21 protein-coding genes and 1 pseudogene are annotated in these 26049 nt (G+C 46.1%); 10 read left to right on the plus strand and 12 right to left on the minus strand.

Going from position 1 to position 26049, the window contains the following annotated elements:
• Positions 1-27: 27 nt before the first annotated feature.
• Positions 28-1005, minus strand: a complete 978-nt coding sequence (locus AB182_RS07285; protein WP_047369508.1) for a CobW family GTP-binding protein — start codon at positions 1003-1005, stop codon at positions 28-30.
• A 115-nt stretch (positions 1006-1120) separates the two neighbouring features.
• Positions 1121-2587, minus strand: coding sequence for a mannitol dehydrogenase family protein (locus AB182_RS07290; RefSeq protein WP_047369509.1), 1467 nt, complete (start codon positions 2585-2587; stop codon positions 1121-1123).
• A gap of 203 nt (positions 2588-2790) precedes the next feature.
• Between AB182_RS07290 and uxuA the strand changes: the two genes are divergently transcribed.
• Positions 2791-3981 carry a mannonate dehydratase gene (gene uxuA / locus AB182_RS07295; RefSeq protein ID WP_047369510.1) on the plus strand — a complete coding sequence of 397 codons (1191 nt, stop codon included), beginning with the start codon at positions 2791-2793 and terminating at the stop codon, positions 3979-3981.
• A gap of 69 nt (positions 3982-4050) precedes the next feature.
• On the opposite strand, the gene yeiP is transcribed toward uxuA, so the two are convergent.
• On the minus strand, positions 4051-4623 hold the full coding sequence (yeiP, locus tag AB182_RS07300) for an elongation factor P-like protein YeiP (RefSeq protein WP_039079953.1): 573 nt from the start codon (positions 4621-4623) through the stop codon (positions 4051-4053).
• Between the two features lie 145 nt (positions 4624-4768).
• Here yeiP and AB182_RS31825 point away from each other — a divergent pair.
• Positions 4769-4852 (plus strand): annotated as a pseudogene (locus AB182_RS31825) (YkgJ family cysteine cluster protein); the annotation flags it as partial.
• Between the two features lie 35 nt (positions 4853-4887).
• Here the strand turns inward: AB182_RS31825 and AB182_RS07305 are convergent.
• Positions 4888-5979 (minus strand): DUF4236 domain-containing protein, encoded by a 1092-nt coding sequence (locus AB182_RS07305; protein WP_047369511.1) that lies wholly within the window; start codon positions 5977-5979, stop codon positions 4888-4890.
• A gap of 219 nt (positions 5980-6198) precedes the next feature.
• Between AB182_RS07305 and AB182_RS30335 the strand changes: the two genes are divergently transcribed.
• The 3 genes from AB182_RS30335 to AB182_RS07315 all read left to right on the plus strand — a co-directional run bounded on the left by AB182_RS30335 (position 6199) and on the right by AB182_RS07315 (position 11000).
• Complete coding sequence (locus AB182_RS30335; RefSeq protein WP_071845851.1) at positions 6199-6462, plus strand: YkgJ family cysteine cluster protein; 264 nt, start codon at positions 6199-6201, stop codon at positions 6460-6462.
• Positions 6463-6706: 244 nt separating this feature from the next.
• Positions 6707-7489: a YagK/YfjJ domain-containing protein gene (locus tag AB182_RS07310; protein ID WP_047369512.1), complete on the plus strand. Its 783-nt coding sequence runs from the start codon at positions 6707-6709 to the stop codon at positions 7487-7489.
• Between the two features lie 427 nt (positions 7490-7916).
• Positions 7917-11000, plus strand: coding sequence for an STAND family AAA ATPase (locus AB182_RS07315; RefSeq protein WP_047369513.1), 3084 nt, complete (start codon positions 7917-7919; stop codon positions 10998-11000).
• Between the two features lie 824 nt (positions 11001-11824).
• Here the strand turns inward: AB182_RS07315 and AB182_RS07320 are convergent.
• On the minus strand, positions 11825-12439 hold the full coding sequence (locus tag AB182_RS07320) for a recombinase family protein (protein ID WP_047373216.1): 615 nt from the start codon (positions 12437-12439) through the stop codon (positions 11825-11827).
• A gap of 146 nt (positions 12440-12585) precedes the next feature.
• Between AB182_RS07320 and AB182_RS07330 the strand changes: the two genes are divergently transcribed.
• Positions 12586-13706 (plus strand): IS3-like element ISKpn34 family transposase gene (locus AB182_RS07330; RefSeq protein ID WP_120773466.1). Its coding sequence is split into 2 segments (ribosomal slippage): positions 12586-12838 and positions 12838-13706, totalling 1122 coding nucleotides; the frame shifts between segments, so codons are not numbered across the junction.
• Between the two features lie 277 nt (positions 13707-13983).
• Here the strand turns inward: AB182_RS07330 and AB182_RS30340 are convergent.
• The 5 genes from AB182_RS30340 to AB182_RS07355 form a co-directional block, all read right to left on the minus strand.
• Complete coding sequence (locus AB182_RS30340) at positions 13984-14724, minus strand: PP2C family protein-serine/threonine phosphatase (RefSeq protein WP_071845852.1); 741 nt, start codon at positions 14722-14724, stop codon at positions 13984-13986.
• Positions 14721-15476, minus strand: a complete 756-nt coding sequence (locus AB182_RS07340) for a serine/threonine-protein kinase (RefSeq protein WP_047369515.1) — start codon at positions 15474-15476, stop codon at positions 14721-14723. The genes AB182_RS30340 and AB182_RS07340 overlap by 4 nt, the downstream gene beginning before the upstream one ends.
• Before the next feature lie 399 nt (positions 15477-15875).
• Positions 15876-16472: a hypothetical protein gene (locus tag AB182_RS07345; RefSeq protein ID WP_047369516.1), complete on the minus strand. Its 597-nt coding sequence runs from the start codon at positions 16470-16472 to the stop codon at positions 15876-15878.
• 335 nt (positions 16473-16807) lie between these two features.
• The gene (locus tag AB182_RS07350; protein ID WP_177328612.1) at positions 16808-17572 is read right to left on the minus strand and encodes a lysozyme inhibitor LprI family protein; all 765 of its coding nucleotides are present in this window, start codon (positions 17570-17572) and stop codon (positions 16808-16810) included.
• 259 nt (positions 17573-17831) lie between these two features.
• Positions 17832-19748: a recombinase family protein gene (locus AB182_RS07355; RefSeq protein WP_047369517.1), complete on the minus strand. Its 1917-nt coding sequence runs from the start codon at positions 19746-19748 to the stop codon at positions 17832-17834.
• Between the two features lie 77 nt (positions 19749-19825).
• Here AB182_RS07355 and AB182_RS07360 point away from each other — a divergent pair, with 77 nt between their 5' ends.
• Positions 19826-20023: a hypothetical protein gene (locus AB182_RS07360; RefSeq protein WP_047369518.1), complete on the plus strand. Its 198-nt coding sequence runs from the start codon at positions 19826-19828 to the stop codon at positions 20021-20023.
• A 13-nt stretch (positions 20024-20036) separates the two neighbouring features.
• Here the strand turns inward: AB182_RS07360 and AB182_RS07365 are convergent, their stop codons facing one another.
• Positions 20037-21095, minus strand: a complete 1059-nt coding sequence (locus AB182_RS07365; RefSeq protein ID WP_047369519.1) for a bifunctional transcriptional activator/DNA repair enzyme AdaA — start codon at positions 21093-21095, stop codon at positions 20037-20039.
• Complete coding sequence (locus AB182_RS07370) at positions 21079-21855, minus strand: isocitrate lyase/PEP mutase family protein (RefSeq protein WP_047369520.1); 777 nt, start codon at positions 21853-21855, stop codon at positions 21079-21081. The genes AB182_RS07365 and AB182_RS07370 overlap by 17 nt, the downstream gene beginning before the upstream one ends.
• Positions 21856-22238: 383 nt before the next feature.
• Here AB182_RS07370 and fruB point away from each other — a divergent pair, with 383 nt between their 5' ends.
• The 3 genes from fruB to fruA are packed head-to-tail and all read left to right on the plus strand — an operon-like array spanning position 22239 to position 26011.
• The gene (gene fruB / locus AB182_RS07375; RefSeq protein WP_047369521.1) at positions 22239-23369 is read left to right on the plus strand and encodes a fused PTS fructose transporter subunit IIA/HPr protein; all 1131 of its coding nucleotides are present in this window, start codon (positions 22239-22241) and stop codon (positions 23367-23369) included.
• Positions 23369-24307 (plus strand): 1-phosphofructokinase, encoded by a 939-nt coding sequence (gene fruK, locus AB182_RS07380; RefSeq protein ID WP_047369522.1) that lies wholly within the window; start codon positions 23369-23371, stop codon positions 24305-24307. The genes fruB and fruK overlap by 1 nt, the downstream gene beginning before the upstream one ends.
• A gap of 15 nt (positions 24308-24322) precedes the next feature.
• Positions 24323-26011 (plus strand): PTS fructose transporter subunit IIBC, encoded by a 1689-nt coding sequence (gene fruA / locus AB182_RS07385; protein WP_047369523.1) that lies wholly within the window; start codon positions 24323-24325, stop codon positions 26009-26011.
• Positions 26012-26049 lie beyond the last annotated feature (38 nt).

The raw sequence follows: 26049 nt of genomic DNA on the forward strand, positions 1-26049 counted from the left end.
AACAACACGGGCAAAACAGTAGTGTCCTTAACCTAAACGAAGCTTCAACAAACTGGCCTGCAAGGCATTCCAGTCCGCTTCGGAAGCGGTGATGAGTTCAATTCGGCTGTCGGGCGGCGCGACGTTTTGCGTCTCAATATGCAGATCCAGCCCCTGGCGATTAATGCGCACCAGCCCCTCGGGAATGCGCATTACACCCTTGACGCGTTCCACGGGCGCAAGGCGTGCCCACTCAAGCAAACCAATGGTGTCAAACTGCGTATCCGCGTCAAAGATCCAGCCGCACGCATGGTGGCCCTGACCACTGTTGAGGCTGCGTCGCCAGCGCTGATGCTCCGGCAAACTTAACGCTGCCAGGCCTTTTCTTTCGCCGGTGTGGTGGTGATGTTCGGCACTGGCTGGAAGTGTGCGCAGATTGCGGCGTGGGTTATCCAGCAGCGACACGGGAATGTTGCCCTGTGTGGCGTTGATACGTAGACGGTCGCCGCCATGTTGCTGCCACCATGCTTCCAGCGCTTGCTGGCTCCCGGCGCTGGCGCGGTCTTGTTTATTCGCGACAATAATGTCAGCCGCCGCCAGCTGATCGCGAAAGTTTTCATTGCCCGTCACTTTTTCATCCAGCAACTGGCGTGGGTCGATGAGACACAGGGTAGCGCGCAGATCGATCCACGGCTCATAGACGGGGGCGGTGAGCATATCGAGAATCTGTTTTGGATGCCCGAGGCCAGTGGGTTCAATCAATAAACGATCGGGTTTTCCCTGGCGCAGTAGCGTATTGAGGCCAACTTGCATTGGCAGACCGTTTACGCAGCACATGCATCCGCCGGGGATCTCTTTTAACAAGGCACCACTGTCTGCCAGTAATGCGCCGTCGATACCTACTTCGCCAAATTCATTGACCAGGACGGCCCATTTCTCGTTGGGCTCTTTATTTGCCAGCATATGGAGAATGGACGTGGTCTTCCCGCTGCCAAGAAAGCCAGTAATCAGATTCGTTTTCGTCACGTTCACTCCAGAATTACGCACAATAATAAGTGCAATAATCCTGACGAAAATTGACTAAAAAGAGAAGGGCAGGAGCGGATAAAGCACTTTCCGCCCCTTTTAATGGCAGAAAATGTTAAATCTGCAGGGCGCTACGCACCGCGTTATGCGCCCCTTGCGAGCACAACTGTTGCCACGCGCTTTCGATCGCATCCACGAAGCGCGGATCGGCAGGTAAATCAGTACCAAAGATTTCACTCAGCGCCAGCAATGCGCCCACGCGTTCTTTTTCACTGCTGGTCTCGACGATAGCACGTATCTTGTCGGCCAGAGGATCACGCACATCAATGGCTACGCCTGCATCGTCCGTTCCGCTGACATAGCGCATCCAGCCTGCGATGCCGAGCGCCAGCAACGGCCAGCGGCTTTCGCGCTGCAAATGTACGCGTACGCTATCGAGCATACGCTGCGGCAGTTTCTGACTCCCGTCCATCGCTATCTGCCAGGTACGGTGTTTGAGCGCCGGGTTGGAAAAGCGGGCAATCAGGTTATCCGCGTAGGCGTTGAGATCCACGCCGGTAATCTTAAGCGTCGGGGCCTGTTCGCCAAGCATCAACTGGCGTGCGGCACGGCGAAATACCTCATCCTGCATACAGTCGCTAATATGGGCAAAGCCGGCCAGATATCCCAGATACGCCAGGAACGAATGGCTACCGTTCAGCATACGCAGTTTCATCTGTTCCCACGGGCGAACGTCTTGTACCAGTTGTACGCCTGCCACTTCCCATTGCGGGCGACCGGCAACAAAGTTGTCTTCAATGACCCACTGAATATAGGGCTCGCAGCTGATGGCGCAGGGATCGGCAACACCCAATTCAGCGGCGATTTCCGCCAGTGATTCGTCGGTCGCGGCAGGTACGATACGGTCAACCATGGTTGACGGAAAACTGACATGCGTGTCAATCCACTGCGCCAGCTCAGTGGAACGGGTCTGCGCCATACCCAGCACCGCGTTTTTCACGATATGACCGTTATCCGGAATATTGTCGCAAGACAAGACGGTAAAGGCGGGCAGGCCGCGTTCACGTCGACGCGAGAGCGCTTCAACCAGAATGCCCGGTGCGGAGTGCGGTTCGCAAGGCTCCTGCAAATCATGGGCAATACGCGGCTGAGTAAGGTCCAGTTTGCCGGTTGCGGGGTCGATGCAGTAGCCTTTCTCAGTAATGGTCAGCGAAACAATGGCCACCTGCGGTTCGCAAAACTTTTCAATAATGGCTGACAGCGAGTCCAGTCTGGCATTCAGACATTCGTTAACCGCGCCAACGACGTAGGCTTTATTACCTTCTGCCCCTTTTTCCAGCACAGTGTAGAGATGATCCTGTGCGCGCAATTGCGCCATAAGCTGGTCGCCGCTGAACAGGCTAATCTCACATATTCCCCAGTCACCCCCCTGCGCATTCAACACACGGTCAGTCAACAACGCCTGATGCGCGCGGTGAAAGGCGCCAAAACCGAAATGAACAATGCGCGAACGTAATGAACGGCGATCATACTGAGGTAACTGCACCGTTTCAGGCAGCGTTACGGAGGCAATTGTTTGCATTGAATACACCTGTTTAACCATTAATTAACAAAGTGCAGTGTAAAGTTATATGACAGCAAATTGAATTGGTGTGCCTGAAATATCCGGGTAATGTGAGCTGGATCAATCATTGTTATGGCGGCGTTTGACCCTCTTCGTTAAACATGTATGGTAGTCGTCATAATCTTTGCTGTATTGGTATAACAACTTTAAGGGGAAAGGCGATGGAACAAACCTGGCGTTGGTACGGACCGAACGATCCGGTTTCATTAGATGATGTGCGTCAGGCTGGCGCAACGGGTGTCGTGACGGCACTGCACCATATTCCAAACGGCCAGGTCTGGCCGGTAGAAGAAATTAAGCAGCGTCAGGCCTTGCTGGCTGAAAAAGGGCTGACCTGGTCGGTGGTCGAAAGTATTCCTGTGCATGAAGATATCAAAACGCACACGGGACAGTATGACACCTGGATTGCCAACTATCAGCAAAGCATTCGTAACCTGGCAGCCTGTGGCATCGATACCGTGTGCTACAACTTTATGCCGATCCTCGACTGGACGCGTACCGATCTGGAATATGAACTGCCGGACGGTTCAAAAGCGCTGCGTTTCGATCAGATTGCTTTTGCCGCATTTGAACTTCACATCCTCAAGCGAGATGGCGCGCAGGCTGATTATACCGAAGAAGAACAGCAGCAGGCGCGGGCCTATTTTGAAGCCATGAGTACCGCTGAAATTGAAAAACTGACCCGCAATATTATTGCTGGCCTGCCAGGCGCGGAAGAGGGGTATACGCTGGATCAGTTCCGTGCCCGTCTGGCGGAGTACGATGGCATTAGCAAAGATCAGTTGCGCGAAAATATGGCTTACTTCCTGCGCGCGATTGTCGCTGTGGCAGAAGAAGTTGGCGTGCGTCTGGCGGTACACCCGGACGATCCGCCGCGTCCAATCCTCGGCCTGCCGCGTATTGTCTCTACCATTGAGGATATGCACTGGCTGAAAAACGCGGTTGATAGCATCAATAATGGTTTCACCATGTGCACTGGCTCCTATGGCGTACGTGCCGATAACGACCTGGTGAATATGATTGAGACTTTCGGCGATCGCATTCACTTCACGCACCTGCGTTCTACTTGCCGTGAAGATAACCCGAAAACCTTCCATGAAGCTGCACACCTGCAGGGCGATGTAGATATGGTATCGGTTGTGGCGGCGATCCTGAGTGAAGAACAGCGCCGTAAGAAGGCGGGCGATCTGCGTCCGATTCCGTTCCGTCCGGATCACGGTCATCAGATGCTTGATGACCTGCGTAAGAAAACCAATCCGGGTTATTCCGCAATTGGTCGTCTGAAAGGGATGGCAGAAGTGCGTGGCGTGGAACTGGCACTTAAGAAAACCCTGTTCCGCGATCTGTTATAATCCGTTAGCTTCATGCTGAGATAAAAAAAGGACAGTTTTCACTGTCCTTTTTTACTTTAATGGGCTGACTTAGTCCGCACGGCCCATATAACGGCTTTCTTCGATATGAATACGGATTTTCTCGCCGGTGGTCAGGTATTCCGGAACCTGAATCACCAGACCGGTGCTCATGGTCGCCGGTTTGGTGCGTGAACTTGCTGACGCGCCTTTGATACCCGGCGCCGTTTCAACAATTTCCAGATCAACGGTCTGCGGCAGCTCAAGCGCCAGCAGTTGACCATCCCAGGTCAGCACCTGCATATCCGGCATACCGCCTTCCGGGATAAACAGCAGCTCTTCTTCGATCTGCTCTTTCGTGAAGGTGTAAGGCGTGTAATCTTCTTTATCCATAAACACGTATTCGTTGCCATCAACATAGGAGAAGTCAACGAAACGGCGTGTCAGGGTCACGGTATCGACGATATCGTCGCCTTTGAAACGCTCTTCGACTTTCAGGCCGGTGCGCACATCGGAGAAACGCATTTTGTAAAGGGTTGCTGCGCCGCGGGCGCTCGGTGACTGAATATCAATGTTCTTTACAATCAGCAGCTTGCCGTTGTAGTTCAGCACCATACCTTTCTTGATTTCGTTCGCTCTTGGCATCAGTGGGATCCTGTGAATTAAAAATAACGAAAATATCGCGACAAAGTACCCGCGAGGACCTTTACAGGCAAGTGGAATCGCTGAGTTTTGCGTTTGACGGGGAAAACAGGTAGTTTGGCGGCCAGCCCAACAGAGAGTTGTTATTATGGAATGCCGTACGGATTGTGGAGCGTGTTGTATCGCCCCTTCTATTTCAAGTCCTATCCCCGGTATGCCACAGGGCAAGCCTGACAGTCAATTATTCGCAGTATAAAAACGAATTAATTAATAAGATTTGACATTCTTGCTAAGTGATTTAATTGCAAGTGAAAAATCTTTACCATGCCCGGTTTTAGACAGCTGTAATAACTCATTTAGCCCAGAATGACTTGTGAACGAAAGATTTTCATATAGGCATATCGGTAGTTCTGTATTGTCTTTAAATCTTCTGTCAGGTCCACCAGATTTGTTAACATACTTCCAGGTTCTGCCAACGATTAAAGCATCCCTAGGAACAGTTTCGCTTTCAATGAATTGACTATCACCAACATTAACGAATAACTGGTTATAACCTACAGCACCTACACCTTCACGGTCATAAACGAGTACTCTATCTGGAAAAAAATGTAATGTTTGGCGACCGACATTGATGGCAATCGTCTCAATATTTGTTTTAACAAAGGGAGGCTTTGATTTGCTGATAGAGGTTACTTTTCTGCGTAGTAAGTTACCAGCCCCGGCATGATACTTGGGGTCATAAACGGCTCCAGAAGCTTCTATATGCCATACTTTTGAGCAGCTTGCGAGCTTGGCTCCACTATCATGAAGTTGCTGGTAACATGCCATCATTTGATCATCAATGTCATAAAAAAGAACAGTAGTCTTTCTTAGCTGATCGTACATGTAAGCAAAAATAGAGAAAGCTACCCCTACGATAAATCCTGTAGCGAGGCACCACTCAGGCCATGCCTGTGAAAAACCGTAAAGTAACAGCGCAATCGAAAGGCACATGACCAAGGGCCATATTTGCGACTTCTTACGTTTGTTGTTCAACTCTTCAAGCAGTTCTCGGGAACTTGAATCAACGATTTCCGAGATATGGGATGACTCGATTTCCTCAAGAGATGCATGTGTAGTGTCATGTTCTATTGGGGATTCGTCTGGTACATGCTGAAACTTCTTTCTGTTCTGTGGGACCAGACTTGGTGAAAGCGAAGCACGATAATAGACTCCGCCAGCACCAATGTGGATGTAATTTCCTCGTGGGCCAGTACCAAACCTCAATCCTCTTATACCAATAGATGCACCGACTCCTGATTTGGATAGGTTAAATCTCATCGGTCCGACTCGAATGCTTTTCTTAATGTAAAAGCTCATGGTAACTCCTTGTAAAACGAGGGGCTTAATTCATCAGAAGCTAGGGCGGTGTAACTGATCGATTTTACTGCATATGCTTCATATTTTTAAAGGAGCATTAACCCATGCAAGAGGGCAGATGACCATTTTATAGGGGAATAAGTCAGGTTACATGCTATCGCCCCGATTGTGGCAGTGTGTTAATGTTTTATTCGAATACAAAGAAATTGAGAGGTCCTAATGGAATGCCGAATTGACTGTGGGGCCTGTTGCATTGCTCCTTCAATATCCAGCCCTATCCCAGGAATGCCACAAGGGAAACCAGCGAATGTAAGGTGTGTTCAGTTATCTAATGATAATTTATGTAACATTTTTGGATCTAACCTTCGTCCTAAAGTTTGCAGTAGCCTGCAACCGTCTCTGGATATGTGTTCAACGAATCGAACAGATGCGATGACCTACTTAATCAAACTCGAAGATGAAACCTGCCCCAATGCTACCTAGTAGGCCTACGCTGATAAATCACTACTTGCACTCAGTGTGATTTTTTTGATAGTATATTAATGGGGCATTTTAAGTTTCGTAAACTTTGTTCCGAATTTTTCCTCCATCCAAATACATCCCCAGAATCAAATATGAAGCGGCTTTGTGCTATCACAAACGCACGTGTTTTGCCGTGGTTTTTAGGTAGTAACTTAAACTTAGGGAAGGGTATGGTGTATTTTATACGTAAGTAAAGAAAGGTATTATGTTAACAGAATTGCAACAATCTCAAATTCAGCTATCAACAGTTTTACTGGAAGCTAATAGTTTTAGAAATGTCTATCATGAATATGGTCGTTACAAAACCATTGCTGACAAGTTTTTTGTTCATGATGGTCACCAATACCCAATTAACACAAGAATCGGATCAGGTGTTCGGCATGATATTCTTCTGGCTATGGTCAACGAACTAAACGCAATGCAGATGCTTTATAGTAGAGTGTTTCTTACCCGTTTTGATCTTCACCTGCCGAAGTTAACCTCTGTGGAAGCTGGTAACAAGTACGTACGCCAGTTTTTTAAACAACTTCATCTGCGCCTGAAATCAACATACAACAGACCACAAGGCTTATCAGATCCAATAATCAACTTTGCTCATGGTTGGGTTTGTGAACAGGAAGATGCATTGCAGCCTCATTACCATTGCTGGATTGCTCTTCCACATCGTCAAGTAAAATGGTTTGGTACTGCCGACAGAGGGATCGCTGGTGTTGTTACTGAAATCTGGATGAAACTTACAGGTGGAAAAGCGACACTGGTAAACTTGTCTAAAGCCACTAAAAACTATCCTGATCACTACGTCATTCATCGTGATGATCCGGAATCGCTTGCTGGCCCGATATTTTGGTTATCCTATCTGGCAAAAGAAAAAAGCAAGTTTCAGACAGGAAAAGGTTCACGGAGCTATTCAACATCAAAACTGAGTAACAAAATACTTCGTAGAAAGCCCGTAGAGCGATTTTCTTCAACAGATAATACATACGCATAACCCACGCAATAAAATCGATGAGAATCGCATTCAGAGCGTCTGGTGATACAGACTGGATATGGTTATTGGTTAACTAATTATCATATCGTATTCCCTGTGGTTTTAAAACAAAAAATATTATACTGATCGATACAGTACACAGTGAGTATGTATAAAATAATGCCTCGTAGTTCGACGGGGCTTTATTTGTATTTGCCCGGAGTTGACCTTACGCATCTATGGTACAGTGCTAAATGTAACCTTACAGCTTGGTCTGTGCTTGAGGTGGGCGTTGCCAGCATTAGTCCCTATTAATTAACAGGGAGTTAGTTAATTCAATGAGGCACATTAATAGATTAAGAACTTGCTAATTGACAAATATTGTATAAATTAGGAAGACGTCCTAGACATCCGTTCTGTCATAACTATCTTCTTTCAGGTGATGATAATGAATAAAACTCTTTTCGTGAACTTGAGTGACATCCATGTAAAAAACAATAATTTTCAAAATATAAAACTGAAATTAGATTCATTTTTAGCAACTGTTAGAGGCATAAAGAAACTTGGGGGATATGATAAAATCATAATACTCGTTTCTGGTGATATAGCTTTCAGTGGGGTAAAAGAAGAATATGATTTAATTGAGAATTATTTCGAGGAGCTAGCGACTTCTTATGATCTCATAATGTGCCCTGGTAACCACGATCACAACTTTACTGCATATGAATCTAATATTGCAAGAAATCAGATGTTAAAACTTGAACCTGAACAGCAGGATGATGAAACCATAAACATAGCGACAAAGGGAATGGGAAATTATTATGAATTTGAGAAAAAATTTACTACATTCCGACCAGTATCAAGCACTCCATTATCAAAACACTTTAATGTTACATCATCCGACTGCAATGTAAGTATCACATGTCTTAATACTGCTTGGTGTTCACAAATTCACGAACGTGGCGGTGATATTGCATTTCCTGTTAAATATCTTCCAAAAGTTGATAAGGGCCATATCAGAATTATTTTCTTTCATCATCCACTCTCATGGTTTGAACCTAATAATCAAAAAATAATTAGAAATACCATAAGAGAGGATTATTCAGTCATACTGACCGGTCATGAGCATTTAAATGACCATTTTAAAGTGGTCGGTGAAACCCATTCATGCTTAATGATTGAGGCAATGCCTTTTGATGACAGATACGTAGTTGAAAATGGATTTATAACTTTTGAAATCGGAACTAACGATGTTTTAATTAAATCTTACATTTGGGAAGATGGATCTTTTCAGGAACATAGAAATTTCACAAAACTTGATGTTTTAAAAGATAACTCAATATCTAACGATAGTGCATCTGTCAATATGGATTTCTATAAAAGTCTTTTGGATATTGGCGTTAACTATATACACCCAGATAAAGATATCTTAGATTTGAATGATGTGTTTATTTATCCAAATTTAAAGCCTCTGAATGATGATAATAAGTTTGACATGAAAAAAACTTCCTCAGATTCTTTAATGAACAGTGTACATAAAAAAATATTACTTATTGGTGATGAGTATTGTGGTAAATCAACTTTGCTTAAAAAGATATTTATTGACTCAATTTCAAACAATATGCTCCCCTTGATAATTGAAGGTGGGGCTATTCGAAACAGTAAGCTTGAGTATGATAAAATAATTTCAAGGCATGTTAAAAAGCAATATGATAATTTAGACGGAATTAGCTACGTCAGCCTGGAAAGCAAAAAAATACTACTCTTGGATGCTTTTGATCTTGTGAAGGGAGACAGAACATCTATATCGGCATTTCTTGATAACTCATATAAAATATTTGATAAAATAATAATAACTGTAAACGACACGTTTGACTTTGGTGGTAGCGAGTTATTGGGAGAAAGCTATTTTGATATAGATTATGCCAAGTATGAAATACTCAAGTTAGGACACAGACTAAGATATGAGCTTGTGAATAAATGGAACCAATTAAAAGAAGAGTGCCAAAACGAAAATGGTTCTTTGATATATAAGAATAATCATGCTGTTCGTACAATAACTAAGGTTATAGGCAAAAACTATGTTCCATCTACGCCATTTTTCCTTTTAACTCTTTTGCAATCCATGGAAAGCGGAAATGCGTTAGATGTCAGCGCTAATACATATGGTTATTATTATGAATATTTGATAACACAAAGTTTGGGCAACGCATCTGTTAAAAAAGAAGAATTGGATGAATTTTTTAATTATGTTAAGGAATTATCATTCTATTTTTATAGCAAAAACCTGAAAGACGAATCAAAAAATGCACTTTGGGATTTTAATCAGTTATTTTGTACAGAGTATGGCGTTAAAATAGATTTCGAAAATAGATTTAAACTATTGGTTAAAGCTAAGATTTTAGAAGCCAAAGATGGCGAGTACTACAAATTTAAATACCCGTATGTGTATTACTTTTTCATTGCAAAATATCTATCAGATACAATTAGAACTGATACAACCATTTCAATTATTGATGGGTTGGTAACAACACTGGGACGACGCAGGAGTATGAGTATCCTCATGTTTTTAACCCATCATTCCCGAGATGAATCAATTTTAGACAAAGTCGTAACTCAAGCCAAGCAGTTGTTTAGTAATTCAAAGCCCACTGCGTTAGAAGTAGATACTGACTTTGTCAACAATATTGTTGATAAAATACAATTTGATCCAATTACTTATGAAAGTCAGAACCGGCTTGAATTGCGTCGAGCGATGGAATCTAAAAAGGATGCTATTGAAGAGGGAAGTACGCAGGATTATGAATCTTTGATCGTATTAGATGATACAGTCGAAGATGAACAACAAAATGAGAAGGATATCGTAAAAGCTCATTCAGAAGAGTATGTGAGTGACTATTTGAAAGATATGAACTTATCCTTTAAATCCTTGGAAATACTTGGTCAACTTTCAAGGAATTATTATGGGTCATTGAAGGTTACTCAGAAAAGAAAATTACTTGATGAAGCGATAAAAGCCCCGCTACGTTCACTGGATTATTTTTTTGGTTTAATTTCAGATAATGCTGAAAGTTCTTTGGAAATGATTGAAAAGAGAATTTTTGACAAGCTCATGGATAAGTCCGACGAAAGTACAAATAAACAGATGCGAGAATTAGCTAAAAGATTTTTATTTGAGATGATAACGAGTTTGTGTTTTTTCTTTATAACAAAAATATCATCTTCTATTGGTAGTGTTAATTTGCAGCAAGTAATAGATGATGTTTGTGATGAAATGGACTCGAACGCTGGTAGTTTAATTAAGTTAGCAACTATGCTGGAACTTGGCAATGCAGTGTCAGTAGATCAACTAAGGCGGTTCATCAATAGTATGAAACCCAATCAGTTAACTGAACGATTAATGAAAGCAATCATCCTTAATTATTTATATATGTTTGAACGCACAGATAAAGAAGCCCAACAGATATGTTCGATTGCTGGTATAAACTATGGACAGGTGTCAAAGCAAATAGGACTTGAAAAACTGCGGTAATTCAAAATAAATGGCATGCAAAGTTATAATTGAGGGTTTGTTCATTGGTAATGCAAACCCTTTATTAATTTGCATGAAAATTTAAGTTAGGTTAACTCGGTAAGGTATTTAATTTATCGAAAGCTTTAAAAGCATTATAAATTAAGGGATATCTCAATCACTTTAGCAGTACCAATGAGAAAATAACAGCAATGTCAGCTCCTCCCTCTAATTAGACGATAGTGGATACACTTAATTGGGCGAGAAGAAAACTACCCTTATTATTGTTTACACTCACTTCCGGCTGTTTTGAATCACATAGGTATAAATATTCCTAATTTCCTTATCATTATTGATTGCCATTTTCTTTGGCAAGGATGCTCGATTGCCATTTCATTCATTAACAACATTCTGTACGACTTAAAAGCATCATTAACGATATTTTCAGCAGGAAATATCATATTGATATATCGAATAGCATGTTTGTTCAAGCATACAGCGATAGGCTATTCATAATCACGATCTTCGGCATGTAAAGTTATGGATAAAAAGCATTGTAAACAGCGTAAAAATTTCAACTTGATTTTTACCGCTGTATTATGTATTGGGAAATTATTATTTTTGCGTAGTTATCAATGTTTTTATAGATTTTTAGTTACCCAAACAAGTTAAAATGCAGATGTCATTACGGCATTACACCTTGCAGGGCAAGTGATGCTCTAATGTCTCTATATCAGGTTTAAAATCGACAATTTCCGTTTCACTCAAACCAGACTGTCATATATGAATGTGTTCAATCTACGAACCCTGTTTATTCGATTTTGAGCCATATGCTTAATGTAAAATTAGCTTACTAACTCTTTCTTGATTCTATAAAACGTGGCACGACTGATATCAGCCGCTTTCATTATGTGGGCTGGTTTAACATTCTGGGCCAGCATTTCGCGAACTGTCTCACGGGCTTCCATATCTTTTTCTTTCCCAGTGTACAATCCTGCTAGTTTTGCTTTCGCGATCCCCTGCGCCTGGCGTTTGCGCCGAGTTTCATAATCTTGCCTTGCCATTGTTGCGAGAATGTCGATCAACATTGCATTGACAGCATGCAGAATACCACTAGTAAGGTCATTACCCGACAATTCAACCATCTGCCAACTGGTTGGTAAATCCATAGAAACTATCACCAGTCCTTTACTGTTCAGCGTGGCTTTTAGTTCAGCCCATTCTTCGTGTTGTAGACGGCTGAGACGGTCAATCGCTTCAATAAGAAGTAGATCGCCGGGTTGTGCTTCTGCCAGTAAATGCATAAGTTCCACACGCTCCAACTTTGCACCGCTGGCATTCTCAATATATTCTCCGGCAATCTGCCAGCTTTTGCTTTGTGCAAACTCGCGCAGACTAACCACTGCACGATCTGCATGTTGTCCTTCCGTAGATGCACGGCAGTAGATACGGACATCCATCATGGTTTCTCTTTATAGTATGAAAATATTACCCATATGATACATTACGTGATTATATTATCAATAGAGTTCAATTGACCTGCTCCCCGTTGATTAATACACCGCGATGTTAGTAATGTCTTCATAAGCCACATGAGGACATCCCCATGAAGAAGCGTTTTTCCGACGAACAGATCATCTGTATTCTCCGCGAGGCCGAAGCCGGCGTTTCTGCCCGTGAGCTCTGCCGTAAGCACGCCATTTCCGACGCCACCTTTTACACCTGGCGTAAGAAGTATGGCGGTATGGAGGTGCCTGAGGTTAAGCGCCTGAAGTCTCTTGAGGAAGAGAACGCCAGACTCAAGAAGCTGCTTGCTGAAGCCATGCTGGATAAGGAGGCGCTTCAGGTGGCTCTTGGGCTAAAGTACTGACGACAGACCAGAAGCGGGAAGCCGTGGAAGTCATGTGCGAGGCTAAGGGTCTGTCGCAACGTCGTGCCTGCAGGCTGGCAGGTCTGTCCCTGTCAACCTGCCGATATTCGGCTCAGCGTCCGCCTGCTGACGCGCAGCTGTCTCTACGCATCACAGAGCTGGCACTTGAACGCCGCCGTTTTGGTTACCGGCGTATCTGGCAGCTTCTGCGACGTGAAGGTCTTTGCGTTAACCACAAGCGGGTTTACCGCATCTATCAACTTAATGGCCTGAGTGTAAAACGCAGACGACGTCGTAAAGGGCTGGCAACAGAACGTCTGCCGCTGCTCCGCCCGATGGCGCCCAATCTGACCTGGTCAATGGATTTCGTCATGGACGCACTGGCCACAGGTCGCAGGATCAAGTGCCTGACCTGCGTGGATGATTTCACAAAGGAATGCCTGACGGTCACTGTTGCCTTCGGGATTTCAGGCGTGCAGGTCACGCGTATTCTGGACAGCATTGCGCTGTTTCGCGGCTATCCGGCTACGATAAGAACCGATCAGGGCCCGGAGTTTACCTGCCGCGCACTCGATCAGTGGGCTTTTGAGCATGGTGTGGAGCTGCGACTTATCCAGCCCGGCAAGCCAACGCAGAACGGATTTATTGAGAGTTTTAACGGACGCTTTCGTGATGAATGCCTGAATGAGTACTGGTTCAGCGATATTGTTCACGCCAGGAAGATCATTAATGACTGGCGACTGGATTATAACGAGTGTCGACCACATTCATCACTGAATTACCTGACGCCGGCTGAATTTGCAGCGGGCTGGCGAAACGGGAAATATGAAGAAAAACCAACCGACATTACTAACTGAAGGTTGTATCTAACTCTGGGGGCAGGTCACAATAAAACTCTATTGAGACTTTAAGTCTCAATCTTTATCGGGTATACCCAATAAAGACTGTGTCTTTAGGTTTTTATTGAGAATAATTCGTTTTTGTAAATGTGAACTCAACTCGTTGCGATAATATCATTATAAGTTAGCATGTTAGAATTACATACTATGGCGCATCAAGGAAATTACTTGTACTGATTTTTGCTGGAGGAGTATTTACTAAGTAATTAGACTATAAAAAACCGCCCGAAGGCGGTCAGAGAAGCCTGTATCTAACAGCGATCAATGAATGGTCATCTATCGGTCCAAATCGCTCAATTCGTTTATAGAGGCTGGATGCAAAACTTGTAGGATTTTCTAACGTAGTTAATGAGAAGCGTGGCCTTTTTTCCCAGAATGCATGTGTACCATCAGACATCAAATAAACAAATCCTTCATCCCTGTCATTCAGGAGTTCATCATGAGGGATGAATGTTTGCTGAAAATCAAGCGGGATCGCATTCGCAATTGCGGTCGTGAGGGTATTCTTACCCGGCAATTGTTTCAGTTCGCTCTTGCTGTATATTTTATCATCAAGCAATTTTTGATGTTGGGTATGATCTTTGGTGATTTGCTTGAGTTTAGAATCTTTTTTTACGTACAAGCGACAATCGCCAACATGCCCGATATGAAGGCCCTCATCATCTACGAAACAGAAAGTTAGCGTTGTAGCTGCATGAGAAAATTTAATGTTCTTATGTGAAAGTGAAGAAACCCCCTCCTTGAGCGAAAGGAAAAGGCTTGTCATATTTTGTAGATTTCCTTTTCTAACAAGTTCAGGTAGTTCTCTGATGGCTGATTGAGATGCATTTTGCGCACCATCGTACGACCCAACGCCATCAGCGACAGCAATCAAAAAACCATTATTGATGCACAATGGAGGGAGAACAGTATCTTGGTTTTCTCTGTGTGGCTCTTTAGGGAAGGAGAACAAGCCACAAGTTGATAATTCAATCATAACCCATTCCCTATAACTATTTTTTCCAAGTCTGCGAGCATTTCATGCACAGAACCATATCTTTTTGGAGGCTTCCTGGCAGTACTTTTCGTAACCAAGTCATCTACCCCTGGTATAGACCCTAGGTCCATATCTTCAATAAGGACACCTAAGGCAAATATATCTGTTTTTTCTGAATAGATCCCGGCGAAGACCTCTGGAGCCATGTAACGCTCGGTACCCATAATCGCAGCTACTTTTGTTATCACCTCTGACTCAGCTTTTTGATCAGCATTTTTGACCAATCCGAAGTCAGATATTTTGTAAGTTCCGTCAGAAAATCTCAAAACATTTTGGGGTTTTAAATCCCGATGCCAATAGTTGTGATCGTGAAGATACGCAACACCTTCGAGCGTCATCCGAATTGCACTGAGCTTATCCCTTATTGTCAATTCGCCTAAACGCAAAGCAGTAACCAAATCACCTTCGGCTAAATCCATCACAAACCAAGGTTCATCACCTGTCAGGTGGTGAAGATAAATTGGCACTATGTTGGTATGTTTACAGTCAGCCTGGTAAGTGACCTCTCTTTCGAATCTACGAATAAATTCATCTCTATAGGCAGGGTCTTGTGGAGCAAAGACTTTTCTTGCATATGCTCCGCAGGTATGACCTTTAAAATTTTGGAGCTGAATTTCTTCGACGTAGCCGAATCCGCCTTTACCAATGCGTCTTATCGGCTTGATAACATAGTTACCATGAGCATCATCCATTTTCACTTCTCATATTGGAACTTAATCGACTGATCTTACAATATTTTTCCTGACGCAGCATACGTAAACTTCATAGCTTCTGAGGATAATTAAACCAAATAATGCCCGCAGATAAGAGTAAAACATCGAAATAGATATACAGTAAAGTCTGTAGAATCACTACCACCAACTACCGACTTCATGAAAGATTATGTTTTCCCGTAGCGGTGGTGTTTGCTTCGGCCTTTCTTAGTGGATGATCAGCCGTCAACATCAACAGAAGACCAATGCTTTACAAGCTTTACGGAGAGAGAACCTTGTGGCATCTAAAAACAGACCATGATTTATTGAATTGTACCCAAAACCGTTGGTGAGTGATGCCGGGGGATTCGCCCCTGCATTTGAAGAGCATGTAAATCGTTACTTCTGGCATATCTCCCGATCATAGATTCCACCATTTACAACCAGCATTTGCCTTTTCTTTTTTGATACCATGTTAGTCATGATTTGCGAACTATCTAAAAAAATACCTCCAAAGGTTGCTGGTCGCGCATTCCATCCAGAAATAATCAATGTATCCCCCACGTTTAACGCTGCAACCTTATCGTTATCATAATCCGTATTTTCGAAAATGAACTTTAGCCCATCACTCGAATCACGGATGTATAACGTTACTAATGGGGCCTTACTGAAAGTAGTAGTACCAATGCTTTTAACTTGGCCTGTTACCATTAACCGGCATCCTTTGAAATTGTTTGTTGCCCGGAACTCATGCTCTTTAAATCGCCAATAAACATCTTCGGTTGTATACAGTCTTGGCAGTATATCAATCAATGATGGTTTGGATGGTTGCTCTGGTTCTTGTAGAAACACCGTGCCAGTATTTTCTGAGGTCATTATTTCAGGAGTTTTTATTTGATAGGATGTTGTTGCAAGTCCATAGAGAAGGTAGATACCATAGGCGATAACAACAGTTACTAATGATTTTTTGATATAACCATCATACGGTGATTTCATTTCGGTCATCCTTGAATTGTATGCTAGTCACATTATCTCCATTCCGGTATATTTTCATGCCGTCAAGTGGGGACTTCACAGAATCGCGGATCTCATTCATGGTTTCTCGCGATAAAATATCGCAGCATTCCATATACAAAACCTTACGAGTATTGATATCAGGAATGTTAGTGAAACCATGACTAACCCATGAGTCAGGTATTTCTATTCCATGTGCTAGTCTCATATATTCAACGATGAATGTATCCGTAAGATGTAATCGTCCCACAGTGTATTTTCCGGTGTATGCATGACCAGAAGATGAAATTATCGAATCGTGTTTTAAAATCAATGTATTATTTGCCATTTTCAGATTCTAGTTCAAGAATGCGTTTGTTCGTCATCTCGGTGAGACATTTCTGTTCATTATGGCAGTAGGATTTATTCTTTATCCATTCTCTTTGAGAAGGGAGTAAACGTTTTCGTGTTTCAGGGCTAAGGCTTTTCCATACATAATTGAGTTTATCATTGCTTGCTTTATAACTGTGTGTATCGACATTTGACGTCGCAGCATTGTTTTTCGCGGGGGCACTGCTGTTATCATAGAATACAGGTGCGCGTACTCCTTGCGCGTAGTCTTTAACTGCTTTTTCCACTATACCTTGCCCATTGGCAGTAAGTATTTTCCTGAATTCCGTAGTATCAAACGTATAACTACTGATCTCCCCATTGAAATTAAATTTCATCTTGCAGAAGGTGGATTTAGAAATACCAGTAATAAAATCCCCGGACTCGGACCCGAAGGAACAAACGACTTCATTAGCATCACTAAGATTCGGGCGTAACCCGTGCATCACGAATCTGCCGCTATCAGTAGTTGCGGTGATGTCTACCAGTGGGACGAGAGACGTTGATTGCCTTACCATCGCGAAGCAGATCCCTTTTAGATTTGCTTTCTTGTCCATCGCAAGGAACATCAAAGCTTTCTGATCGTGGCTTGCAACACCGAATGATTTTGCCTCTGGCAGTAAATAGACGGTACTCGATGCAGCAGCGGCAATACCAGAAATGATGATAATGCCTGATGCCATGATTTTTAACGTTTTTTTTAGGATTTCCATTCTGGACACCTTCTTTCTTTCGCACTCTAACGGGGGCAGAGTACTCATCCCATGAGCCTTGTTAACGAGAAACACCAGACGAATAATCATGAGCTTACATCGATCTATAAAATCTATCAATATTGTAAAATTGATCTGTAAAATCGATCGATTGAGGTTCGAAGGGTTCAGAGACTGTTCTGATGTAACGTAGACGGGGATATGGTCATTGGAGGAGTTGGTTGGTTTCCCCTTGTCAGGTCGGCAAGGGGGGAGTAATTTAGCGTGAAAGTTTTTCTAAGTCTTCCAGTGAGTTAATCTCGTACTTAATACCGTTAACAGTTGCATATGATTTGCTTGTAGAGTTATTCACTCTGATAGCCATTCCATTGCCTTTGTCTTGGTTTGTACCATCTTCAAGCTCGGTGATAAACGTCGGGTTTAGAATGCTGACTTCGTGTTTGTCCTTAATATGCTGCGTAAATTTTTCAGGCGAAATCAGTGCATCAATGAATGAGTGCAACACAAGTCCTTGCATTTTTAGTAAGTCATGATCGTTGACTGTTTGTGCTTCAACATATGAAACACCAGGTGATCGGTTGCGATTGAACTTAATCACTATTCTCTGTTTTTTTCCGTCGGCGAAAGTCACTTCGAAATAACCATGTCGCTCATCAATGTCATGACAATCAATACGTTTAATGGCTTGCTTTACTTTCAGTCTAATCCTCTTACGGTCAGGATTTTTAGTGTCATGAACATCGAAATGCCGGAATTGCTCCCAGCCTGTAGTTTGAATCTCTGAACGGTTGATTTTGTACTGCTGAAATTCTCTTTCAAGCGCTACTTTTTTATGTTTGTTCGAATTAATCTGCTCTGCTAACTCTTCGAGGCTGTCCGTTAAAGTTGCCAGTTTCAGTAGCTTATCAATAACTTCTGATGTCTGTTTAATCTCAGATTCGTACCAAGCTGTTTTATCCTCTTGGTGGTTGTTCCAAACGTGATCCGCGATTAGTTGCAAAACAGTGTGCTCAAGCTGGTATGACGTAAAACCTTTTTTACCACAAGGTTTACCCTGAACGATTTTGGAACCACATATATAACGGTACTTGTTTTCACTTGAACCAGACTTGAACATGAAAGAACCACATTTGCCGCAAAAAAGAATACCGAGACCTGAGAGTAGTGGGATTTCTGGTTCAGGGTTACCTGCTGGATATTTTGACGAACTACGAGTGATGGCGCGGTGTCGATCTAATTTCGAAAGTGTCAAGTAGTCCACCTCCGACATAAGTGCGGGGTAGTAATCAGGAATAATGAATGTTTCTTTCAACGGCTCATCTGATTCGAAATCGTATATGATAGCACCTGATTCATCGCGTTTATCCAGCGTGAAGGTTTTTTGTCCGTGAATAGTGGGGTTCAAAAAGGTCCTGATCAAATGTTTTCCCCATAGTTCAGTTTTGGGTGTCAGCGCTTGACCTGTCTGGTCTTTATAAACCCTCTTTTTAGGGGCTGGGTAATGTTCGTTAAGATATCGTTGGATTCCAATAAGTGTTTCACCGTTTTGTTTAAGTTCGATAATCTTCTGAGCTGCGGTAAAATATATAGGGTGTGGAGTAACGTATCCTGATTTTGTATCTACCCACCAAACATTCTGACCGACTGATTCTATTGCTTTTGCTGGCGTTCCCGGTTCTCTTGTCAGGTTGTGCCGTATCAACGAACGGGCCTGGGCTTCAACCCGATTCTTTTTTGTCAACGATTCGTCGTGGGCGCGTGTGAACATTAACAATGAAATGATTAAATCGGTTGGATTATTCTTTACATCGGCGTACTTATAGACCTTTTCATCCATGCCAGTAACAACGACTATCCCCTTGCTAAGTATGTTCTTGAATATATCCAAAGCGCTCCAGGCATCATCACGACTAATGCGGTCAAGATTTTCGACTACTAGCCACGAGCCAACGGGAACTTTAGCCCCAATCTGCTTGATGAACTCCGATAGCTTCCCTTCATGAGCATTTTTTCCTTTGAACGCGGACATGCCGAGATCGTGGAAAGCCGTTGTATCAAGTTCGAGATTATAACGGGCCGCAATTTTTAGAGCGGTATCTTGCTGACGCTCCAGGGAGTTACCTTCCCGTTGTTTCACAGATGAAAAACGCACGTACGAATACAGCTTGGGTTTCATTGAGTGTGATTCCCTTCGGATGGTATTGATTGATCAGATAGACCTGATGCTAACAGCAAGAATATGAATTTTAAACAATGAATAATTATATATTAGGCAAGCCGGCCAACACGCGTTGTGTACAGCTTGCGGATGACTATAAGTGTAAAATCTTCAATTCCCCGCTGCGCCCAACCGTTTGCGCCAGTCTGCAACCGAGCGCCGGGATGTGTTTTAGCGATCGGGACGCGGCCATGACCTTCCTGATTAACCTGGAAGCTGCGACCGCACCTTAACGCTATTCGGAAGCTATTCAGCGCTATGCTGATATTTCGCTTCGTGTTCCAGTAACCATTTTTTGCGCGCAATACCGCCGCCGTAGCCCGTCATTGCACCGTCCTTGCCGAGGATCCGGTGGCAGGGAATCACAATCGCAATACGATTAGCACCGGTGGCGCTGGCCACTGCACGCACGGCTTTCGAATTACCCGTCTGCTCAGCAATCCTGCCGTAATGACTGACCCCGGCATAACCCACCTCACGCAGGGCCTGCCAGACCTGCTGCTGAAAGGCGGTACCCGGTGCGTCCAGTGTCAGGGTAAATCTCTGGCGCTCACCGGCAAAATATTCACCTATTTCCTTTACTGCCTGCCGGGTATATTCATTCTCTCCGGCGATGATCCGCGCAGAAAACAGACGCTGAATGTCGCTGAACTCGGTTTCCAGCGCCCGTCGGTCGACAAATTCCAGCAGGCAGACGCCGTTTTCCGTCGCGCACACGAACATCGGGCCGAGTGGGGTGGTGAAGCGCTGAATAACAATAATCTGTGCGCGATGCGTGGGGGCGTGGCCGGTCAGCTTTTTAAAGGTATAGCCAAAGCCACTCAATGAATCATAGCCACTGTCGTAGGCGGTCTCGATAGCCTTACGGCCTGATTTCAGCTCCTGCATCGCTGTGTTTACCCGCAGCATGCGCTGGTACGCCTGGAAGGTCATGCCGTGGTTTTTGATAAACCAGCGGCGGATGGCCTCTGGGCTAATATTGTGCTCGCGTAGCTGCGCATCGCTGACTTTGACGCTGCCCGAATTCCGCAGTAATGCCAGCGCCCGCTCGACGGCTGGCGGTGCGGTAAAGGCGTTCTCCGTCGGGCGGCAGACTTTACACGGGCGGAAACCGGCGGCCAGCGCGGCGGAGAAATCCGAGTAAAACATGACGTTCTCGCGCTTTGGCTTACGTGCCCGGCAGGTCGAAATACAAAACACGCCGGTCGTCTTTACGCCGACAAAAAAGACCCCCGCATAATCCGTTGCCCGAGCCAGCAGCGCCTGGTACCAGATATCACAGGTCGATTCATCGTGTTGCTGCATGGGCAAATACCGCGTCAAAAGAGTGAGCTTTTACAATATCAGCAAACAGTGCTTGTATGCCGCTTTGTGCTGTCTGATGGAGAAAATCCCCCATCGAAATACGCTTCGCGCCCAGTGCTTTCAGCTCCGCAAAGCCCGGCAACGTTGGCATACACATAACGTTGAGCGGTACGGGAATGGCTGCGGCAATGGCTGAAATATCCGTCGGTTGCGTCATACAGGGTACAAACAGACCATCGGCTCCGCTTTGCGCATACAGCTTGCCGCGAGCCAGCGTTTCAGGCAGCGCGTTATCGACACCCAGCAGGAAAGTGTCGGTACGGGCATTAATAAACAGACTGCACTTTTCGTCAGCAATGCGCTGGCGAATGGCGTTCAGTAGTGATGTAAATTCAGCAGAATCCTGCAACACACGCTTTCCTTGCTGAACGCGGCTGTCTTCCAGGTTAACGCCTGTCACACCGAGTTCAGCCAGATCGAGCAGGTTCTCAATGATCTGGTGGTGACTGTCGCCATAACCATACTCCATATCAACGGTCAGCGGCAGGGAGCAGCACGCCCGCAAACGGACGACCAGGTGGCGGAGTTCTGCAAAGCTGATGCCGTCGCCATCGGCGTAGCCATACATCGCAGCAATGGCGGCACTTGAGGTGCCAATGGCCTTGTAACCTGCGGTCTGCGCGGCTCTGGCGCTGGATACATCCCAGACATTCGCAATCAGTAACGGCTCTTCTTGTTGGTGTAATAGGGCAAAATTCATCATCACATTCCTCTGTTAAGTGGCGTCTTAACGGTATCGATAAGGCACGACAGCCAACAACCGAAAAACAGACAGGTATTTTTCAGCCTCTTTTTTGCTCACCACAGCGGAACACTATTTCACCGATATTACCCTGCTGATGGGTGCTGAATATGACGCAAAAATGAGGTCAGCTTTGTTCAGCAAAAAAGGGAATTCGGGGGATGAAATGTGCAGTAGATCGTAATTTTGCAATCAAAAATGAGACTTTTCTTGATAGCTGAAACGGAAAGATCAAAACTTCGCGAAACGTTTCAGCGTCATCTTGTTTTCAACACATCTCAGGGTGGCGCATTATTTCTCAAGTCAGCTGAAACGATTCAGTTCAGCAGGAGAGGATTTACATGTTCCAGTTATCCGTTCAGGACATCCATCCGGGCCAGCAGGCCGGGACGAAAGAAGAGGCGATTCGTCAGATTGCCGCCGCACTGGCAGAAGCAGGCAACGTCGCCGGTGGTTATGTTGATGGCATGCTGGCGCGTGAGCAGCAGACCTCGACCTTCCTCGGTAACGGGATTGCCATTCCGCACGGAACGACCGATACCCGTGACCAGGTGTTGAAAACCGGCGTAAAAGTATTCCAGTTCCCGCAAGGCATTCTCTGGGGTGAAGGGCAGGTAGCCTATGTGGCTATCGGTATTGCCGCCAGTTCTGATGAGCACCTCGGCCTGTTGCGTCAACTGACCCACATCCTGAGCGATGATTCCGTTGCTGCACAGCTGCAATCCGCGACCACAGCAGAAGAACTGCGTGCCTTGCTGATGGGCGAACAGCAGGCGGCGTCGCTGAAACTGGATAACGACACGCTGAGCCTTGACGTTGTCGCCAGCGACCTGGTGACATTACAAGCATTGAACGCCGCGCGTCTGAAAGAAGCGGGCGCGGTTGATGCTGTCTATGTGGCACGCGCGATTAACGAACAACCGCTGAACCTCGGTCAGGGTATCTGGCTGAACGACAGCGCGCAGGGCAACCTGGCAAGCGCGGTGGCTGTCAGCCGTGCTGCACAAGCCTTTGATGTGAATGGTGAGAGCGTTGCCTTGCTGGTCAGTGTCGCAATGGCTGATGACCAGCCGGTTGCCGTACTCAAACGCCTGAGCAACCTGCTGCTCGATAATAAAGCGGACCGTCTTCTGGGCGCGGATGCCGCTACCCTGTTGGCGCTGCTGACCAGCGACGACGCTATTGCTGATAACCTGCTGACCGCTGAGTTTGTGGTGCGCAACGAACATGGCCTGCATGCCCGTCCGGGTACCATGCTGGTCAATACCATCAAACAATTTAATAGCGAAGTGACTGTCGCTAACCTCGACGGTACCGGTAAATCCGCCAATGGTCGTAGCCTGATGAAAGTGGTCGCGCTGGGCGTGAAGAAAGGTCACCGTCTGCGTTTCACCGCGCAGGGCGATGATGCTGAACAAGCGCTGAAAGCGATTGGCGAAGCCATCGCTGCTGGTCTGGGGGAGGGCGCATAATGAGCAGACGTGTAGCCACCATTACCCTTAACCCAGCCTATGATCTGGTCGGGTTTACCCCGGAAATTGAACGCGGTGAAGTGAACCTGGTTCGCACCACCGGCCTGCATGCTGCGGGTAAAGGCATCAACGTGGCGAAAGTCCTGAAAGACCTGGGCATCGACGTTACCGTTGGCGGCTTCCTGGGTAAAGACAACCAGGACGGTTTTCAGCAGTTGTTCAGCGAGCTGGGCATTGCTAACCGTTTCCAGATTGTACAGGGCCGTACCCGTATCAACGTGAAGCTGACGGAAAAAGACGGTGAAGTGACAGACTTCAACTTCTCCGGCTTTGAAGTAACACCGGCAGACTGGGAGCGTTTTGTTAATGATTCACTGACCTGGCTGGGTCAGTTTGACATGGTGTGTGTCAGCGGCAGCTTGCCATCTGGTGTGAGCCCGGAAGCCTTTACCGACTGGATGACGCGCCTGCGCAGTCAGTGCCCATGCATTATTTTCGACAGCAGCCGCGATGCGCTGGTTGCTGGTCTGAAAGCTGCACCGTGGCTGGTTAAACCTAACCGTCGCGAGCTCGAAATTTGGGCAGGCCGCAAATTACCAGAATTGAAAGATGTGATCGACGCGGCGCATGCGCTTCGTGAACAAGGAATTGCCCATGTGGTTATTTCACTGGGCGCGGAAGGGGCGTTGTGGGTTAACGCTTCTGGCGAATGGATCGCCAAACCGCCGTCAATGGAGGTGGTAAGCACCGTTGGCGCAGGGGATTCAATGGTTGGCGGTCTGATTTATGGCCTGTTAATGCGAGAGTCCAGTGAACATACGTTGCGTCTGGCCACTGCTGTGGCAGCACTGGCTGTTAGCCAGAGCAATGTAGGTATTACCGATCGTACCCAGTTAGCCGCGATGATGGCGCGTGTTGACTTAAAACCCTTTAACTAACAGCAGGAGAGCATAATGAAAACGCTGCTGATAATTGATTCTGAACTCGGTCAAGCTCGCGCATATATGGCGAAAAGCCTGTTAGGCGCAGCGGCACAAAAAGCGAATTTGCAGTTTATCGATAACCCCGGTGAAGCTGAGCTGGCGATCGTTCTGGGCTCCCGCGTGCCGGCTGACAGCGCGCTGAGCGGCAAGAAAGTCTGGCTGGGCGACATCAATCGCGCTGTGGCTCATCCGGAACTGTTTTTAAGCGAAGCGAAGAACCACGCTTCCCCGTACACGGCTCCGGCGGCGGCACCTGCGACCTCTACCAGTGGTCCGAAACGTATTGTGGCCGTCACTGCATGTCCGACAGGTGTTGCTCATACCTTTATGGCGGCAGAGGCCATTGAAACTGAAGCGAAAAAACGCGGCTGGTGGGTGAAAGTGGAAACACGCGGCTCTGTTGGCGCGGGTAACGCCATCACGCCGGAAGAAGTGGCTCAGGCCGATCTGGTGATTGTGGCTGCGGACATCGAAGTAGACCTGGCGAAATTCGCTGGCAAACCGATGTACCGTACCACCACGGGGCTGGCCCTGAAGAAAACGGCGCAGGAGTTAGACAAAGCGCAAACCGAAGCGAAAACGTATCAGCCGAGTGGCGGTACGCAATCGGCGAGCAGTGAAGGTAAAAAAGAGAGCGCGGGCGCCTATCGTCACCTGTTGACCGGGGTCTCTTACATGCTGCCGATGGTCGTTGCCGGTGGTTTGTGTATCGCACTTTCCTTTGCTTTCGGTATTACCGCATTTAAAACGCCGGATACGCTGGCTGCCGCGCTGATGCAAATCGGTGGTGGTTCTGCGTTTGCCCTGATGGTGCCGGTACTGGCGGGTTACATTGCGTTCTCCATCGCTGACCGCCCGGGCCTGACGCCGGGTCTTATCGGCGGTATGCTGGCCGTGAGCACCGGTTCTGGCTTTATCGGCGGTATCATTGCCGGTTTCCTTGCCGGTTATCTGGCGAAAGCCATCAGTAAAGGCGTTAAGCTGCCGCCAAGTATGGAAGCACTGAAACCGATCCTGATTATTCCGCTGTTCTCCAGCCTGATTGTTGGCCTGGCGATGATTTACCTTATCGGTAAACCGGTTTCAGGCATCCTGGCCGGTCTGACTTCCTGGCTGCAAACTATGGGTACGGCGAACGCCGTCCTGTTGGGCGCAATCCTCGGCGGCATGATGTGTACCGATATGGGTGGTCCGGTGAACAAAGCGGCATATGCCTTTGGTGTTGGCCTGCTGAGTACCCAGACTTACGCACCGATGGCCGCCATCATGGCTGCCGGTATGGTGCCGCCGCTGGCGATGGGGCTGGCGACCATTGTTGCCCGTAACAAATTCGATAAAGGGCAGCAGGAAGGGGGCAAAGCAGCGCTGGTTCTGGGGCTGTGCTTTATCTCCGAAGGTGCGATTCCGTTCGCGGCGCGTGACCCGATGCGTGTTCTGCCCTGCTGTATCGCCGGTGGCGCGCTGACGGGCGCTATCTCCATGGCGATTGGCGCGAAACTGATGGCGCCGCACGGTGGTCTGTTCGTTCTGCTGATCCCAGGAGCTATCACGCCGGTTGTCGGTTACCTGCTCTCTATCGTTGCAGGTACCCTGCTGGCAGGCCTGGTCTACGCCTTCCTGAAACGTCCGGAAACCGAAGCGGTTGCCAAAGCGGCATAAAACGGTTAACGACCTTAAAAGGCCGACACGTTCGGCCT

It is taken from the genome of Phytobacter ursingii, assembly GCF_001022135.1.
Taxonomy (GTDB): Bacteria; Pseudomonadota; Gammaproteobacteria; order Enterobacterales; family Enterobacteriaceae; genus Phytobacter; species Phytobacter ursingii.

Bases quoted from the DNA above. Each gene is read 5' to 3' on its own strand.
- AB182_RS07360 (WP_047369518.1), top strand. From the start codon at position 19,826: ATGAATAATTATATATTAGGCAAGCCGGCCAACACGCGTTGTGTACAG.
- fruA (WP_047369523.1), top strand. From the start codon at position 24,323: ATGAAAACGCTGCTGATAATTGATTCTGAACTCGGTCAAGCTCGCGCA.
- yeiP (WP_039079953.1), bottom strand. From the start codon at position 4,623: ATGCCAAGAGCGAACGAAATCAAGAAAGGTATGGTGCTGAACTACAAC.
- AB182_RS07365 (WP_047369519.1), bottom strand. From the start codon at position 21,095: ATGCAGCAACACGATGAATCGACCTGTGATATCTGGTACCAGGCGCTG.
- AB182_RS30340 (WP_071845852.1), bottom strand. From the start codon at position 14,724: ATGATTGAATTATCAACTTGTGGCTTGTTCTCCTTCCCTAAAGAGCCA.
- AB182_RS07370 (WP_047369520.1), bottom strand. From the start codon at position 21,855: ATGAATTTTGCCCTATTACACCAACAAGAAGAGCCGTTACTGATTGCG.
- AB182_RS07350 (WP_177328612.1), bottom strand. From the start codon at position 17,572: ATGGAAATCCTAAAAAAAACGTTAAAAATCATGGCATCAGGCATTATC.
- AB182_RS07305 (WP_047369511.1), bottom strand. From the start codon at position 5,979: ATGAGCTTTTACATTAAGAAAAGCATTCGAGTCGGACCGATGAGATTT.
- AB182_RS07345 (WP_047369516.1), bottom strand. From the start codon at position 16,472: ATGAAATCACCGTATGATGGTTATATCAAAAAATCATTAGTAACTGTT.
- AB182_RS07355 (WP_047369517.1), bottom strand. From the start codon at position 19,748: ATGAAACCCAAGCTGTATTCGTACGTGCGTTTTTCATCTGTGAAACAA.
- AB182_RS30335 (WP_071845851.1), top strand. From the start codon at position 6,199: ATGGAATGCCGAATTGACTGTGGGGCCTGTTGCATTGCTCCTTCAATA.
- fruB (WP_047369521.1), top strand. From the start codon at position 22,239: ATGTTCCAGTTATCCGTTCAGGACATCCATCCGGGCCAGCAGGCCGGG.
- AB182_RS07310 (WP_047369512.1), top strand. From the start codon at position 6,707: ATGTTAACAGAATTGCAACAATCTCAAATTCAGCTATCAACAGTTTTA.
- AB182_RS07340 (WP_047369515.1), bottom strand. From the start codon at position 15,476: ATGGATGATGCTCATGGTAACTATGTTATCAAGCCGATAAGACGCATT.
- uxuA (WP_047369510.1), top strand. From the start codon at position 2,791: ATGGAACAAACCTGGCGTTGGTACGGACCGAACGATCCGGTTTCATTA.
- AB182_RS07290 (WP_047369509.1), bottom strand. From the start codon at position 2,587: ATGCAAACAATTGCCTCCGTAACGCTGCCTGAAACGGTGCAGTTACCT.
- AB182_RS07315 (WP_047369513.1), top strand. From the start codon at position 7,917: ATGAATAAAACTCTTTTCGTGAACTTGAGTGACATCCATGTAAAAAAC.
- fruK (WP_047369522.1), top strand. From the start codon at position 23,369: ATGAGCAGACGTGTAGCCACCATTACCCTTAACCCAGCCTATGATCTG.
- AB182_RS07320 (WP_047373216.1), bottom strand. From the start codon at position 12,439: ATGGATGTCCGTATCTACTGCCGTGCATCTACGGAAGGACAACATGCA.